The 15,045-nt window shown below is 61.6% G+C and carries 13 protein-coding genes and 1 pseudogene; 9 read left to right on the top strand and 5 right to left on the bottom strand.

The genetic code is table 11. The annotated features are described in order from the left end of the window. Nucleotides 1–969: 969 nt before the first annotated feature. The 3 genes from QW861_RS10490 to QW861_RS10480 all read left to right on the top strand — a co-directional run bounded on the left by QW861_RS10490 (nt 970) and on the right by QW861_RS10480 (nt 5,536). Entirely contained in the window at nt 970–3,018 is a 2,049-nt protein-coding gene (locus QW861_RS10490) for a ParB/RepB/Spo0J family partition protein (RefSeq protein WP_316193024.1), read from the top strand. A gap of 645 nt (nt 3,019–3,663) precedes the next feature. Further along, nucleotides 3,664–3,975 (top strand): DUF736 domain-containing protein, encoded by a 312-nt coding sequence (locus tag QW861_RS10485; RefSeq protein ID WP_316193023.1) that lies wholly within the window; start codon nt 3,664–3,666, stop codon nt 3,973–3,975. Between the two features lie 364 nt (nt 3,976–4,339). Then, the gene (locus QW861_RS10480; protein ID WP_316193022.1) at nt 4,340–5,536 is read left to right on the top strand and encodes a DUF932 domain-containing protein; all 1,197 of its coding nucleotides are present in this window, start codon (nt 4,340–4,342) and stop codon (nt 5,534–5,536) included. 1,180 nt (nt 5,537–6,716) lie between these two features. Here the strand turns inward: QW861_RS10480 and mobF are convergent. The 4 genes from mobF to QW861_RS10460 form a co-directional block, all read right to left on the bottom strand. After that, nucleotides 6,717–7,847 carry a MobF family relaxase gene (gene mobF, locus QW861_RS10475; RefSeq protein WP_316193021.1) on the bottom strand — a complete coding sequence of 377 codons (1,131 nt, stop codon included), beginning with the start codon at nt 7,845–7,847 and terminating at the stop codon, nt 6,717–6,719. A 3-nt stretch (nt 7,848–7,850) separates the two neighbouring features. After that, the gene (locus tag QW861_RS10470; RefSeq protein ID WP_316193020.1) at nt 7,851–9,662 is read right to left on the bottom strand and encodes a type IV secretion system DNA-binding domain-containing protein; all 1,812 of its coding nucleotides are present in this window, start codon (nt 9,660–9,662) and stop codon (nt 7,851–7,853) included. Further along, a complete protein-coding gene (locus QW861_RS10465) occupies nt 9,659–9,979 on the bottom strand; it encodes a hypothetical protein (RefSeq protein ID WP_316193019.1) in 321 nt (106 codons plus the stop codon). Before QW861_RS10465 ends, QW861_RS10470 begins: the two co-directional genes overlap by 4 nt. Before the next feature lie 393 nt (nt 9,980–10,372). Then, nucleotides 10,373–10,972: a hypothetical protein gene (locus QW861_RS10460; protein WP_316193018.1), complete on the bottom strand. Its 600-nt coding sequence runs from the start codon at nt 10,970–10,972 to the stop codon at nt 10,373–10,375. Between the two features lie 98 nt (nt 10,973–11,070). Between QW861_RS10460 and QW861_RS10455 the strand changes: the two genes are divergently transcribed. The 6 genes and pseudogenes from QW861_RS10455 (at nt 11,071) to QW861_RS10430 (ending at nt 14,632) form a co-directional block, all read left to right on the top strand. Continuing rightward, nucleotides 11,071–11,307 (top strand): helix-turn-helix transcriptional regulator, encoded by a 237-nt coding sequence (locus tag QW861_RS10455; RefSeq protein ID WP_315763760.1) that lies wholly within the window; start codon nt 11,071–11,073, stop codon nt 11,305–11,307. A 129-nt stretch (nt 11,308–11,436) separates the two neighbouring features. Next, on the top strand, nt 11,437–11,631 hold the full coding sequence (locus QW861_RS10450; RefSeq protein WP_316193017.1) for a hypothetical protein: 195 nt from the start codon (nt 11,437–11,439) through the stop codon (nt 11,629–11,631). A 144-nt stretch (nt 11,632–11,775) separates the two neighbouring features. Then, nucleotides 11,776–12,042, top strand: a complete 267-nt coding sequence (locus tag QW861_RS10445) for a hypothetical protein (protein ID WP_316193016.1) — start codon at nt 11,776–11,778, stop codon at nt 12,040–12,042. Continuing rightward, on the top strand, nt 12,039–12,173 hold the full coding sequence (locus QW861_RS10440) for a hypothetical protein (RefSeq protein WP_316193015.1): 135 nt from the start codon (nt 12,039–12,041) through the stop codon (nt 12,171–12,173). Before QW861_RS10445 ends, QW861_RS10440 begins: the two co-directional genes overlap by 4 nt. Before the next feature lie 372 nt (nt 12,174–12,545). Next, a pseudogene (locus QW861_RS33995) lies at nt 12,546–12,614 on the top strand (SEC-C metal-binding domain-containing protein); the annotation flags it as partial. A 1,757-nt stretch (nt 12,615–14,371) separates the two neighbouring features. Then, nucleotides 14,372–14,632, top strand: coding sequence for a hypothetical protein (locus QW861_RS10430; RefSeq protein ID WP_316193013.1), 261 nt, complete (start codon nt 14,372–14,374; stop codon nt 14,630–14,632). A 143-nt stretch (nt 14,633–14,775) separates the two neighbouring features. On the opposite strand, the gene QW861_RS10425 is transcribed toward QW861_RS10430, so the two are convergent. Then, nucleotides 14,776–14,976 carry a hypothetical protein gene (locus QW861_RS10425; protein WP_316193012.1) on the bottom strand — a complete coding sequence of 67 codons (201 nt, stop codon included), beginning with the start codon at nt 14,974–14,976 and terminating at the stop codon, nt 14,776–14,778. Nucleotides 14,977–15,045: the final 69 nt, after the last annotated feature.

Genomic DNA, 15,045 nt, shown 5'->3' with positions numbered 1-15,045 from the left:
CAGGGATTACAGATGCTGCGATGGTTGCAGTAAATTAGATCTCGATAAGGGCGCGTCCGCATTCCGCGGACCAGGCTCTCGTGAACCGCGCCGCAAGAGCGTCGCGGCCTGGCGGCATCGATCCTTTGCGCAAGGGCGGATCATGCCCTTCGGGGCAGAAACGAAAAACCGGACCTTTGTGCAGTAGCCACCTGCACAAAGGTCCGGCCTTTCTTAAGTTTTCGCGAAACCGTACCGCTGCAAAGGGCGTTTCAGATCCCATTGGAGGGGTTTCGCTTTTGCGTCCAGGATATGGCCCGGAGTCGCAATCTCTCAGTCGTGGATGCGACTACTTCTTTTTCTTTGCAGTCTTCTTAGCCACCTTCTTGGTGGCTGCCTTGGCGGTCTTCTTTGCCTTCTTCACTTTCTTGGCCATGTCGTCCTCTATGAGACTTTCGCTCAGTGAACGTGCGCACGCCGTGCATCGACATGCTCAACAACGAGACGATACCATAAAATCATAAATGCAAAATTGATTCTAACACTTCGCGATGCTCTCGAGTCGTTCGCCGGGGGCAGTCGGTCCCGCGTCCCGCCTTCGGCGGCGCTATGCTGACGCTCCTACGGCTGCCCTCTTAACCGGTCTTGCGACCCGCGAGTGGTCTCCGCTGGCGCTCCGCCCATACGCTTCTTTTCTCTGTTGAAGGCCTATGGGGCGCCGCCCCTCGCGCGCACCAGGGTGAAGCGCCGGCAAGCCGGCGCCGACCCGAGCGGTCTCCCCGGTCTTCCGCGCTCCCTCACGTCCTGAATCGTCGCGGCCAGTCATGCGCTTGTGCAGACCCGCTTCTAGCGATCGGCCCTCCAGGCGGGTGATCCCCCTCCGCTCGGGTCGCCTTGGCACTTGCTACCCCCGGTCTCGCCGACGGGCAGGGGCGCAGGCGCGGAGTGCGCGCGCTTTGCGCCCATCAGGGAAGACAAGGGAGATCAATCATGTCGGCCAAATCAGTCGAGACCATTGTGGAGAGCGGGACGGAGATTTTCATCCCACTCAACAAGCTCAAGAAGTCCCCGAGGAACGCCCGCAAGACGCCGCACAGCGAGGCGGCGATCGAAGCCCTGGTGGCGAGCATTGCCGCCAAGGGTATCCTGCAAAATCTGGTTGTCGAGCCGGAGTTGGATGGAGAGGGGGCTGCGACCGGGTTCTATCTCGTGACCGTCGGCGAGGGCAGGCGCTTGGCCCAGCTCCTGCGCGTGAAGCGGAAAGAGATCAAGAAGACCGAACCGATCCGCTGCATCGTTGACACTGCCAACGATGCCCACGAGATCAGCCTCGACGAGAACGTCACCCGAGAGAACATGCATCCCGCGGACCAGTTCGAGGCGTTCAAGAGGCTCGCCGACGAACGCGGGTTTGGCGCCGAGGAGATCGCGGCCCGCTTTGGCGTGACCGCTCAAGTGGTGCGGCAGCGGCTGCGGCTCGCCGCCGTCTCACCAAGGCTGATGCAGGTCTATCGCAATGGTGAACTCACCCTTGAACAGCTGATGGCGTTTGCTCTCACCGAGGATCATGCGCGGCAGGAGGCCGTGTTTGACCGGCTGTCCTATCATCGCGACGCCAGCACCATCCGCCGCCTGTTAACCGAAACCCATGTCCCGGCCACCGATCGGCGCGTTCGCTTTGTCGGCATCGAAGCTTATGTGGAGACGGGCGGGACCGTCCTGCGGGACCTCTTTACCGAGGATCGCGGCGGTTATCTGGAAGATGTGGCATTGCTCGATCTTCTGGTGAAGGCCAAGCTTGGCCGTGAAGCCGATGCGCTACGGACGGCGGAGGGCTGGAAGTGGACGGAGCCCCATCTGGATTTCCCGCATGCCCATGGCTTGCGGCGGGTCTACCCGCATCAGGTCGAGCTGTCGGCGGAAGATGAGGCGGCACTGGAGGCAGCGCGGAACGAGGTCGCGCAGCTATCCGAATGGCATCAGACGGTCGACGAAATTCCCAATCATGTGGATGTCAGGTTCTGCGAGCTTGAGGCGGAGATCGACCGGCTGGAGGCTAAACGGCACGCTTACGACCCCGATGATGTCGTCCGTGGCGGCGCCTTTGTCATCCTCGGCCATGACGGTGACCTTCGCATCGAACGCGGCTTCATCCGGCCTGAGGATGACAAGCCGCGATCGCAGCCGGAGCAGGCCGGCGAGGCCTCGGAGCTGCTGGAGGCCGACGGCGCAGATGGCGAAGCTGCTGAGGGTGGGGAGGAGGGTGAGGAGAGCGCGACCGACGACGAGGAGGAGGATTGTCCATTGTCGGACCTGCTTGTCCGCGACCTCACAGCTTACCGCACCTTGGGGCTGCGGCTCAATTTGAGCGAACATCCGAACATCGCCATTGTCGCCGTGACCCACGCGCTCGCCGCGCAAATCTTCTACGTCGGCGCCAATGCGCATGTGGTCGGCATTCAGCCGGTCAGGACCGATCTGGCATCACATGCTGATGGAATCGAGGATACCGCGCCCGGGAAGGTGTGGGCGGACCGCCATGCCAATTGGGCAAGGCAGCTGCCGCGCGACGTTGCCGGCCTGTGGACCTTCGTCGTCGATCTCGATCACGACAGCCGCATGGTCCTGTTCGCGCATTGCGCGGCGTTCACCGTCAATGCGGTCAAGCTGCCATGGGAGCGGCGGCCACACGTGCTGGCCACAGCCGACCGGCTGGCGCAAGCGGTTGAATTGGACATGATCGGATATTGGCGGCCAACGGCGCGCAGCTATCTCGGCCGTGTCACCAAGGCTCGTATTATGGACGCCGTGCGGGAAGGGGCGGGCGCCGAGGCCGCCGAGCGGATCGCGGATATGAAAAAGCGCGACATGGCGGATGCTGCCGAGCAGTTATTGGCTGCGACCGGTTGGCTGCCGGCGCTGTTGCGGACGCCCAAACCGGATCAGAAGCGTGTAGGTGAAACGCCTCAAGATCAGACCGGCGCTGTATTGAGATTCGGCCGCGCGCCTGACCGGCGCGCGGCCGATCGGTTGTCGTGACGGTGTCACGCAAGATCAGTGACGGCGTAACGCAATCACCCAACCTCGTGTGACGTGGGAACGCGAGGTCCGAACCAGCCGTCGACGGCGCGTGGGCGGATATCCAAATCGGCAGCCGTCCGTCTCGACCAGCGATGATATCGTCGGTTGGGCCGGCGGCATTGCCATGAACTATGCGACACGATCGGTTGCGCAGGCAACATCGGGTCCTCTGCAATCCGGCTGGTAGCCACCCGAACAGTCTGGCTTGCGTTGGCTTGGATGCGACATCTTGGCTGTGGCTTCGCGTGTGTCTGAATCCTTCGACCGCTGCAGCTTTGGTCGTGTCCGCGTGCGGCGTCAGGTCCGGTCGTCATGGTTGTCTCGCGTCCGTGTGTCGGTGACGCCGCGTCCGACGCGACCTCGAATGGGCTGATCAGGCCCGAGGGCCGGCCAAAGCCTCGATCGCCTTCCCGCAACGGCTATGCCGGCTTTTTTCCCCTGCCGCCAAGCGGCGGCATTCCTCGCGACAAGTCAAAAAAGCCGGCTCTCACCGTCCTCCACTAGCGCTGCGGGCCTGACGGCTGCGGGCCGATCGCTCCCCGGGCCAAGGACCGCCATCGAGGCCGCGATGGGCGCGGCCCGAACAAACAGACGGAGACCACCATGGCAACCATCGGCACCTTCACCGCATCGGACAACGGCTACACCGGCTCGATCAAGACGCTGACGCTCAACATCAAGGCGAAGCTCGTCGCGACCGAAAAGGACAACGACAAGGCGCCGGACTACCGCATCTGGGCAGGCAGCATCGAGTTCGGCGCGGCCTGGAAGAAGACCGCCCGCGACAGCGATCGGGAATATCTCTCGGTCAAGCTCGACGATCCAAGCTTCCCGGCGCCGATCTATGCCTCGCTAGTCAAGGTCGAGGGCGAAGACGGCTTCACCCTGATCTGGTCGCGCCGCAACGGCGACTGATCCAACGCTGGATCATCTGCCCCCGCCTCCGAAGGAGGCGGGGCTTTTGCATGTTCATCGTTGTCTGGAAGGAAGGCCAAGACTCTTTTTTGAAGAGGGATTGCTAAGGGCTCCGCCCTCGCGCGGGCAAGGGTGAAGCACCACAACGTGCCCGCCGGAGCGGTCTCCCCGGTCTTCCGCGCCTCTCATCGATTGCAAGAGTCTCGCACTGGAACGGCGCGTGCAGACGCGCGCGGATCTCGCGCGCCCTTGTCAGGCGGGCGATCCCCCTCCACTCCGGCCGCCCTTGCCCTTGCTACCCCAGGTCTCGCCGACGGGCAGGGTTGCAGCGCAGCGCTGCGCTTCAACCTGACAGGAGATGACGATGAACGTAACGGTTTCTCAGCACGGCGGACAAAAGGTTTCGGGCGGATTCCGGGTGGACATCTCGCGCGGCCAGCGGATCGGCCGGGTGTCGTCGGAGTGGTTTGCCCGTCCCGGTGACGAGCGCTACCTCAACCTGCCGGACCTCTATGATGCCGTGCGCAGCCGGGCAGAGTGCGCACAGGCCCGCACCGTCGAAAGCGGGTCCATTCGCGTGGAAGCTGCCCGAGAGAACGCCGAGCGGCTGGCCCTGATCGTTCCCGGTCGTGACGAACCGGTGGCGCCGACGCATTGGAGCTTTGGGCAGCTCTGCACGCTGGTTGGCGCGCCAAGCGCCTATCTGCGGCAGCTGCCTGCAGCCTTGTCAGCTATCAATCTGCAACATGGGTTGCTGTCGCACCGCGCCGAACTGATCAAGACCCTGGAAGCCGACAGCGGCCGGGTCGAGCTCCGCGCCGTCACCGGGCCGGACTACGGCCGTATATGGGATCACGAACTGGTGGCCGCCGTCATGCAGATCGCAGGCAACGGCGCCGGTGACACACGATGGAAAGTTCCGGGCGTGCTGGACTGGGCAACCATGACTCATAATCCGTTCGTGGACGTGACCAAGGACACGACCACGCTCTATGCCAGTGATCGCGACGTGTTCCTGTTTTTGGTGGATGATACCAATCCAATCGAGGCGGGGCGGCTGCCGGACGGCTCGCCGGATGTCTATTTCCGGGGCTTCTATTGCTGGAACTCCGAGGTCGGCAGCAAGACGCTCGGCATTGCGAGCTTCTATCTCCGCGCCGTCTGCATGAACCGCAATCTGTGGGGCGTGGAGAATTTCGAGCAGATCACGATCCGGCATTCGAAGTTTGCCGCGCAACGGTTTGCCCACAAAGCTGCACCAGCGCTGACGAACTTTGCCAACTCCTCGCCCGCGCCATTCGTCGCCGGCATTGCGGCCGCAAGACAGCGGATCATCGCCCGCACAGATGAGGACCGGGAGAGTTTTCTGCGCAAGAGCGGTTTGTCCAAAGCCGAAACGTCGAAGGTCATTGAGGCGGTCTTGGGTGAAGAGAACCGCAAGCCAGAGACCATCTTTGACTTTGTGCAGGGCATCACGGCCGTTGCGCGCGGCAAGGCGCATCAGGACGTTAGGCTGGAGCTCGAAGGCAAGGCCAGGCGACTGATGGAACGCGCCAACTGAACACGAACTGCGCAACCGGGTGACACCGGTTGCGCGGTCGCTCTCAACACAGTTGAACGCCGTCGCTGATCCCGCTAGCGAGATCGGCGACGCTGACGCGTGCACGCGTCGAGTGCTCGCCGGGCCTTCGGCCCGGCTCGCAAAAGCACGCAGTTCGACGACAAATCATCGCTACGACTGCCAAGCGGACGGACTAGCTCGTCCGACCTTTTTGGTTTAAGCCGGTCATTCAATCCAGCGAGATTGTCAGATTCCAGCGGCTTGAATGCTGCAATCTCGCCCACGGTGTCCCATGTGGCGGCGGAACTGCAGGCACTTCGCTGCATGAGAGCGCATTGCAAATTGAGAGATCGTTTGTTGGCCGCCCTCCGCACAACGGCAGCCAAATACGCCACATGCGGCGCGCAAATTGACTCAGCTTTGAGCTATGGCCGCGCGACATGGTCGGCGCACGACGTCATCGGGCTGACAATTCCCGGCATCGATTCATCGCCACAAGTTGCAGTCGATCTGCGCCAGGACTGCAGAGATAATCTCCGTTTCGTGGAACGGTGGCGGCATATTCCGGCCTCGGCTCTTCTGCAAAAAGTCCACGTGCCCTTTGCAATCGGAATGCAATTGGTCGGTGGTGCGACTGCGGCCGAATCGACATGCCGACCGCGAGAATTGTGCGTCTTGGCGGCTGGGATTGCGCGGCTTCGTAAGCCGTGACATGCGACGAGAAATCGAAGGAAAGTCCAGGGAAGGGAAGGAAGGGAGTTTTCACACCCTATGCACCGGTGGTGCTGACGCTTCGCGGGCCGCGCGCGGCTATCTCATTGGGGTGAGATAAAAAATTCTCTTTGGTCGATGTTTACACAACCAGGCCCGAGTGAATACGGCAGTCGTGCCGGACGGTCGACAAATCAAGGCTCGTCAATCACTTGCCGGCGTTTGGGCGCGTATACGAACGGAATTGCCGGTCTCGCTCTCGATCCATGGTGAGTTTGCTGCGGTTTAGGGCCCCGCAACACTGTCGGCTCTCGCGATCCAAATTTGAAGTTAGCAGATCGCTTCCCGAGAGCTGCGGATCGATTGCGAAGCGGGCAGGGGCCCTCCCTCCAGCCGGCTATCCCGTTGCGCGATCAGGAGCCGCTGTAGGCCCGGGAAGCAACGCCCAGTTTGTCTTCCCGGCTCTCGGTCAATCCCGCTCGTGCTCGCGGTAGCGGAGCTTGATCCTGACGCCAGACATGCCGGCCGGTTGATCCAACGCGCGCAGGACTTGGCCGAGGCGAGAGCCGAGTTGAGCCGCGCTGTGGTGCTGGGTAGGCTGACCTGCTGCCAAAGCTGCCAGCGGCGAGGATTGAGCGACCGGCGAGCTGGCTTGAGCTCGCCCTCCTGGGAGCCCCGTGTGAGAGCGGCCGCTGCTGGTGGCGTGCATGTGAGCGCGGCTCCTGCTGAGATCAAAGCCCAGCGCCTTGGCCTCGGCTTGCCAATGGTTGGTGAGTTCGCTGAGCTTGGCATCCCGCTTGGGGCGGCGCGTGCGCAGGGTCGCCAGTTCCATGCCCTTCGCCGTGCTGTAGCCATGGGCCTTCGCGGCTTCCTCAATGGCCTGGCGCCGTTTGGAGAAAGCGCGCTCGACGTGGCGCGGGATGGCCGCCACGCGGAACGTGTCCTTCTGCCGCTCCAGGCGGATGCCTTGCCGTTCGAGCTCTAAAGCCATGGCTTGGCGGTAGATCGCGCCGGCCTGCTTCTGGGCCTTGTAGAGCTCGCGGCTGACGATCGCGCCCCAGCTGCCGTCGCGACGCGGGGCGAGATTGAAGATGAAGGTGTGGGTGTGCAGCTGCGGGTCGGATTCGCGGCTGGTGTGGTGATCGAACTGCGCCATCAGCAGCCCAGCGGTCTGCTCTCGGCTGGCGCCGCCCCGGCCACGTCTGGCCCAGCCGGCGGTCGCTTCCAATTGAGCCGTCGCCGCCAGCACCGCTGACCAATGAGCCTGCGCGATCATCTGGCGCTCGGGGGCCTCAGAGAGTGCCCAGAGCACTGAGACGGATTTGGGAGCGCTGAAGGTCATGTCCCAACCGGCCGCATGATCGCGCCCACGGCCGCCAAGTTGCGCCAGTCGCTCGCCGGTCTTGGGATCGATCCCGCGCAGCGCGGCGTCAAACTCGGTCTGCGTCACCGGCCCGTCGAGGCTGAGCCGTTCGGCCCCCTTGCCGGCCCAACGGCCGGGCGGCTCCCCATCGCGGCTGTAGTAGTCGTCGCGCTGCAGATGGCCGTAGTATCGGGAGGCTGACGCGGCGTTCCCGCGGGCGGAGATCGAGGCCACCATGGCTCACTCCCGCCGCTTGAGGATTTGCGCCGCCAGGTCCTTGCTGAGGCGGGTAGGTGGAGGCGTTGGATCTGGATCGGCCTCTCCGTCGGCGCGTTGCGAGAACCTCACCCCAGAGAAGGGGCGGGTCCAATCCGCCGGCAGGATCGGCTCCCGCAGTTGCCGCAGCTTGAGATAGGGCAGCTCAAGCTCGTAGACGTCCTCGCCAAGTCCGATGAACAGGACCCGCACGCCGTACTTGGTCGGGCCGAGACGGGAGCCAAGCTCGGATGCCGTGATTACCCGGCGCATCTCGCGTTGGGTGCTCTCGGTGACGCTGGTCTTGCCGCCGGCATGCGTTGAGCTCTTCGTGCGGCGCTCGACCTCCTGCTCACCGATCAGCCGGCTGATGTCCTCGGCCGCTTCACTGGCATTGATCCGGGTGATGATCTTGGTGCCGGTCATGCCGAACCAGGACTTGGCCTGGTCCTGGCCGTAGACCGCGCGGATCTGGGCCGTGTCCTGGGCTCCGATCACGACCGCGACTCCCTTGGAGCGGCCGAGCTCGAGGAAGGTCGCAAACTGCTTGATCGGCGGCAGCTGCGGAAATTCATCCAGGAACAGCCAGACCCGCCGCTCGCGGCTTTCGGTCAGGGTCGGGCTTCCCACGGCCGAGGCGAGCAGGCCGAGCATGCTGCCGATCCAGATCCGCGACAGCTCTGGATAGCCCGGGTCGTGCTGCAGGATCAGCGGACGATAAGGGAGCGGGTGATGCAGCCAGCTGCGGATCGAGAACCGCCGGGCCGACGGATCAGACCACGCTTCGGCCAGGACCGAGACGATCCGCATGTGGGTCTGGAAGGTGGTCAGGATGCTGAGTGTGGTCTTGCTGTCGGGCTGATCGAGCAGCCGCAGCGCATTCGGATTGTGCTCTTTGGCGAAGGCTGCAAGCTTACCGACATCCGCGGTGACAACCCGCTCCAGATCGCCCCAGCTCCAATCCTTGCCCCTGGTCGTCTGCAGATGGACGATGCAGGCAACAAAGATCTCCTGCGCGGCCTGCGACCACATCGGATCGGAACTTGGCGGAATGAAGCGGGCGGCGAGCTCGCGGGCGTCCTGCTTGATGCTGCAGTCTGCTGCCACGTCCCAGACCAGCGACCTTCGGTCGTGGGGGGCAATGAGGAGCGGGTCTCCATCGGCGGGGAGGCCGCCCATCATGTCGCCCTTCGTGTCGAGCACCAGGAGACCATCCCCGCGGGAGAGGGCTTCGCTGATCAGGTGCAGCATGGTCTGGGTCTTGCCGCCGCCGACGCTGCCCACGATCAGGAAATGCCGCGCCTCCCGCTCACGTCCCAGTGGGACGGACGGCACGAGCGCAACGCCCTTGCCGTGGACCTGGCACTCGGCAGCTGCAGCCCTGGCAAAGGCCCTCAGGCCGCGGCTGCCGGCTTGCAGCCGGGCGCCGCGAAGGACCTTGAGCGAGACTGTATCCAGCCGAAGGCTGAGCGCAAAGCCGAACAGCGCCACCAGCCCCGCAAGACTGGTGCCGATGACGCTCCAGAAACGAAGCTCGAAGCCGGTCAAAGATTGATAGCGCGTAAGCCAGTCACTGCAGGTTCGCCAATAGACGTCGCCGGAGCGATCGCCGAGCCAAGCGAGCCCACGCTCTCGGATGCAGACTTCAATGTCTGCCGGCCCGATCGGAACGCTGCTGCCGTCCGCCAGCGTGGCGCCTGGAGGCCACAGGTCGAAGCCGAGATAAGAGATGCCAGCCGTGGCCGCAAAGCAGCCCATCGCAGCGAGGAAGCTGATGATCCGCAAACGTCGGGTCATGCTGCCCTCCCGGAGCTTTCGCCGGTCAGGGCCTTCAACAGCGCCTCGAACATCGCAAGCAGGTTACCCGCTGCCTTGTCGACGGATTGGACCCGTGCGTGCGTCTCCTGTCCTTGCTGTTCGACTGCGACGATCCGGCGCTCGATCCGCATCAATCGATCGGCGAGCGCTTTGTTGTCGCTGCCGGCAAGCCCCGCGCGGATCAGGTCGCGGGCGACGCCGCTGATGTTTGCTGAAAGCCTGTGAGCTCGCGCGTGAATCTGTTCAATGTCGCCCGCTGCGAGACGGATCGAGATTGGTCTTGTCTTGCCTGTCATGAGATTTCCTCAACAGAGTTGCCGAGGCGATCGATCACGAGATCAATCAGACATTCCGCTCACGATGCAGCCGTTCTGCAGGCCAAGTCTGGTCTCGCCTGAGCATGCGTCAAGGAGACCAGGTGAGCTAAGATGCAGAAATGTCTAACGACGAACAACATTGATCACTCGGTCGTCGCCCCGAGCGGACGTCGATTGCGCATTGTGGCTCTTCTTGGAATCTAGGTCGCTGATCGTACAATCGGCGTGAAATTACAAGACGAACTGCTGAAACGGCCATGTTGCTCGGCAATCACGCGGAACGTTTTCTAAAGTGCCCCAGGTAGCAATCCGCGATGCCGGCCCGATTCAGCTAGCGTATCATGCTGAATACGTTGCATTGAGTGCGCGCGTTTATTGGCCTGCTTCATGAGGGAAGGGCAACCGCACGCCGGCAGCTTTGCATATCGCTTCAATCAAGAGCCGAACGGCTCGGGCGTCCCAGTCAATTTGCTCAATAGGCGCATCCCAATGCTCTGACACCACGTAGGCCGCGTGGCGAGCCTTTACGCCCAGACCTACGATCGTCCGCGCCGGTGTCGCCAAAATTGCACGCTCGACGGGGTCCAGGCGAGCCAGGACCGTTTCGATTTTCTGCGTCCGACTGGTCTCGCCCGAGCGGGCGCTCTCCGCGTCTGGCCACCCCTGACCGTCACTGTGATCGGGCTCTAAGGCCGAAATCTCCGACAGCAGCGTGACAAACGTCGTGTCAAGCTGGACAAGGGCGAAATCGTCCTCAAGCTGTTCAGCTAGGACCGTCCGGCCCGCTGGAAGCTCATTTGGAGGGTTCAGCGCCTCGACTCTCAGAGAGCTGCTGGAATTCATCGACGGCCCCGACGGTACGTTGCCATTCTCTCTGGATACCGCTTCCGGGGAGGTTGCCGCTGATAGTGATGGGGTTGCGCCAGAGCGCGCGCTGCAGCCGGGCTGCATAGGAACAATCAGCCTTTCCATTGGAAACTCCAGAACAAATGGAGACGATCCCGTATAATACCGAATTTATCGGTATCTGAAAAGTCGTTTTATGTCTCTGGCCCCCTCGGGAGGCCAGGATGCCGAAGACGGTGACATCACCGCTGCAGAAGAAGCTCGCCGCCATGCTGGTCGAGCACAGGAAGGCTGCGGGGCTAAGACAGGTCGACCTGGCTGAAAAGATGGGTGTCTACCAGTCCTGGGTGACCCACATGGAATCTGGCCAGCGAAGGATTGATGTCATCGAGCTGATCGAGTTGGGGAAGATTCTGGGGTTTGACCCGGTCGACGTGGTCAGGAAACTGAGTCGCAAGTAGATCTTGCGAAATCCGTTCGCTCGAACCAGATCGCGTTTCGAAAACCGCGCAATGTACTGGACTTCCTGTTCCAGATTCGCGACAAAAGCATGAAGGTGCAGCGAAGTCAGCGGCGCGTGGGACGGTCCTTTGCTGTTGATGAGTTGCCAGGGCGGCTACCGTAACAAGGGCACGGGCAAGGTTACTTGGCTTAAGTTTGGTCGACACTCGGACGTGTCGCTGGCCAGAGCGCGCGATATCGCGAACGACGTCCACAAGACCGTAGCGGGCGGCGGCACGCCGCCGATGCCCAAGGTCGAGCGCGCCGAGCCCGAAAAAAGTTAAACGTACAGGTTGTCGCGGGACGCCGAAACCGCGCTGCGGCTGGTCCTCGTTAGGGCGGCACGGCCGGGCATGGTCGGCGGCGAGCTTCGCAACTTGAGCGGGCCGAGCGAGCATGGTGCGCACCGGTCGCGGTCCGCAGAGCGGATGAAGGCCGGGAGCCCGTTCATCGCGCCGCTCACCGGCTTGGCCCTCGAACTGCTGCGCCCGCACCTCCAGAGCGACCCGACGGTGCGGCTGTTCAAACCGACTGGCCGCAACCGGTTACACGAAGCGGCGCAGCGCTTGGTTGAGGGGCTGAAGATGGAGCGATGGGCGCCCCACGACCTCCGGCGCACCGCCACGACGATCCTCGACAAGTCAGGCTACTCGCTCGAACAGATCGGGGTATTGCGCACACCCGCAAGGGAGTGACGGCGGTCTATGCCAGCTGGGACAAGTTCGGCCTTCGGCGCGAGATGGCGACGGTGATCGAGCGGTCGGTACGCGAGATGCTGAGTGAGAAGCAGGGCAACAAACCGGAAGCCGCACAACTCGCAGCCTGATCAACTACCCGTCTGCGCCTGTCGCGTCCTGACCCGGTCAGCCCCGCTGGCCGGGTTTCACATTCTCCACTCGCGGGAGAGCGATTGGCGCAAAAACATCAAAAAAATCAATGCATCGTCGGCTTGGTGTCTAGTCTAACCGATGTCAAAAGCTGACTTCTGTTGATACAATGGTTGGATGCACGGCGAGGCCGGTGAAGCGTTCGGCGCGGCGACCGGCGTCTGACAGCGGTGACCTCGAAACAACGCATGGGCGAGGCTACGCCGCTTGATTGGACTCGAAATCGCGCGCGCCGCGATTTATCTTCTCAACTACACGCTCCCCTAGCATCAGCGCCTTTAACGCCCCGCGCAATTAATCACCTGATGGCCAAGATCGGTCGCAACCAATCCTGCCCATGTGGCAGCGGCAAGAAATACAAGCATTGCCATGGTCGGTATGGCGGCTTCCCCGGGCCGTTGCCAAACCCACAGCCGCCGGCATTCAATGCAGCCGAATTCATTCGTCGCCAGCAACAGGGCAAGGGAAAGCCGATTGTCGCGGCTAAGGCCGCCCAACACCAGATCGTTGCCGTGGGCAACACTGTGCACTTCTCAACCAAATGGAAGACATTTCCGGACTTCCTGATGGATTACATCAAGGGCAAACTTGGCAAGGAGTGGGTCACAGCTGAAGCTGCAAAAGCCCCTGAGCAGCAACACCCATTAATGCAGTGGGGGCTGCGCCTGTTTGAATATCAAAAAGAGACGATCAAAAATCCGGGCCAAATTACTTCGGCTCCAATGACCGGCGTGGTCGCCGCGTACCTCGGCACTGCCTACGCCTTATATTTACTAGAACACAATGTTGAATTGCAAGAACGCCTGCTCAAACGTCTGAAAGACATTGGCCAGTTTCAAGGAGCTTATTATGAGCTTCTAGTAGCGGGTTTTCTTATCAAAGCAGGCTTCAAACTGACGCTGGAGGATGAGACCGACGGCAAAAGTAAGCACTGCGAATTTGCCGCAATTTCCAGCACGACCGGCAAGCGATACTGGGTTGAAGCGAAAATGCGATCTGTGGCGGGACTGCTCGGCAAAACGAAGGCTGACGGTGGGGTGGATGGCAAACCGCTCGCTCGGCTTATCCCTCACCTGAACGACGCTCTCGCCAAACCAGCGGCGGATGATCGTCTGATATTCATCGATGTGAATACCCCGACGAAGATGACCGGCACGACGCCTGACTGGGTGGAACCAGCCATGCGGCGTTTGGAGCAGTTCGAGAAGAAGGAGAACAAGACAGGGTCGAAGGCGATCATATTTGCAACCAACGTGGCCTATCATCGTGAACTGGATCAGCCGCCAGCGGCCGCTGGCGTCGCTTTCGGCCTCGGTATGCCGGACTTCCGCCGGCCGGGTTTGGTGCGAGTCACTGACGCATATCGTGCAAGGAAAAAATACGCTGACGCTTACGAGATCGCTGACTCCTTCCAGCGGTACTTGAATTTTCCGGTCACATTCGATGGTTCGCTTCCATCTGAGGCGTTCGGCGGCACTCAGGGACACCTAAAAATCGGCGAGAGTTATTTTTTCCCCGACTCCGACGGAGGCAAGGGCATTGCGGGCACGGTGACAGCCGTGAGCGTCGATGAAAACAAGAAGGAGCTGATAGTTGCGGTCTCGGATGATAATCAGACCGCACTTCTCAAGTATCCGATGACCGATGCTGAGTTAGCTGAGTGGAGAGAGTTCGGCGACGCCATCTTTGGGAAGGAGCCGCGGCGCACGAAAGCGCACTGCGAGAATGCGTACGACCTATTCGAGTTCTTTATGGATGCCAATAGGGCGGTTTCGCGCGATGAGCTTTTAAAGCGTTGTGTCAACCTCGGACAAGACATCGAGAAACTGAACGACGAAGACCTATTGATGCTCTATTGCGAGGCGTTGGTCTCGTCCGCGACAGCACTTCCAGCTCCGCCGAAAAGCCCACCTCAAATTGATGGTCGCGGCTGGCTTCTCAAAGCCGTATTGGGTCCCGATGGTGCAATCCAACTGTGGGACATCTTTATCTACGGAGAATGGGTCGGATCAAAGCGCACAGAGAGGCAGTGCTACGAAGTTATCAAAAACGTGGGCCTGTCGCCGAACGTGGCGGGAAGATAGAACGCCGTGAGCGGCACGCGGATTACGTGGAGCCTGTTTGCTTGGAGAGACACATGGATTTGGATGAGGCAATTGCAATACTGCTCGATCTTCTACGAAATGGTCGGGCGGCAGGTTACGGATACGATCTTTTTGCGCGAACCGGAGCGCAGCTTGCGGCTCAGCAGCGGCATCCTCATGAACCCTTCATGGAGGGACGTGTTCGAGAGCTGTCGCCGGTATTCTACGAAGCGGCTTGGGAATTGTGCAGACGCGGAATTGTTCGCCCCGTGGTGCGAAGGGCGGGAGAGCAAGCGGTCGAAGAGGGCGGTTAACCTAGTTCCTCGGGACCGGCCTGGGCGATGACGGTTCTAGGTTTTGCCGGCCTCAGCTTCCCGACCTATCGCCGCAGGGATCGCATAGGCTCCAGCGCCACAGGGCTTAAAGCGCGACTCCGCATTGCGTCGTCGCCTGAGGCTTACTTCTTCAGTTTTGCCGCAGCTCGCCGCACGTCCACTTCGCTGACCTTGCCAGTCTTCTCGCGCATTTTACCCAACGTCGTATTCGGCGAAAACTGGGGAATCGGCATCGAAAGGTTCTTGTTCAGCGTATCGCTGCGCTTCTGCTGGATTTCACCGTCCTTGTCGCGATGACGGCCGTCTAAGCCTGGTTCTTTCATATCGCGTGTCTCCCTTGATCAAGAAGGAGCGTACCACTTGTTCGGTTTCGAACCGTTACGCAGCGGCGT

Source organism: Bradyrhizobium sp. SZCCHNRI1029 (assembly GCF_032487555.1).
Lineage (GTDB): Bacteria > Pseudomonadota > Alphaproteobacteria > Rhizobiales > Xanthobacteraceae > Bradyrhizobium.
Note: the sequence above shows the minus strand (reverse complement) of the source record. Positions and strands in the feature narration are given on the sequence as shown.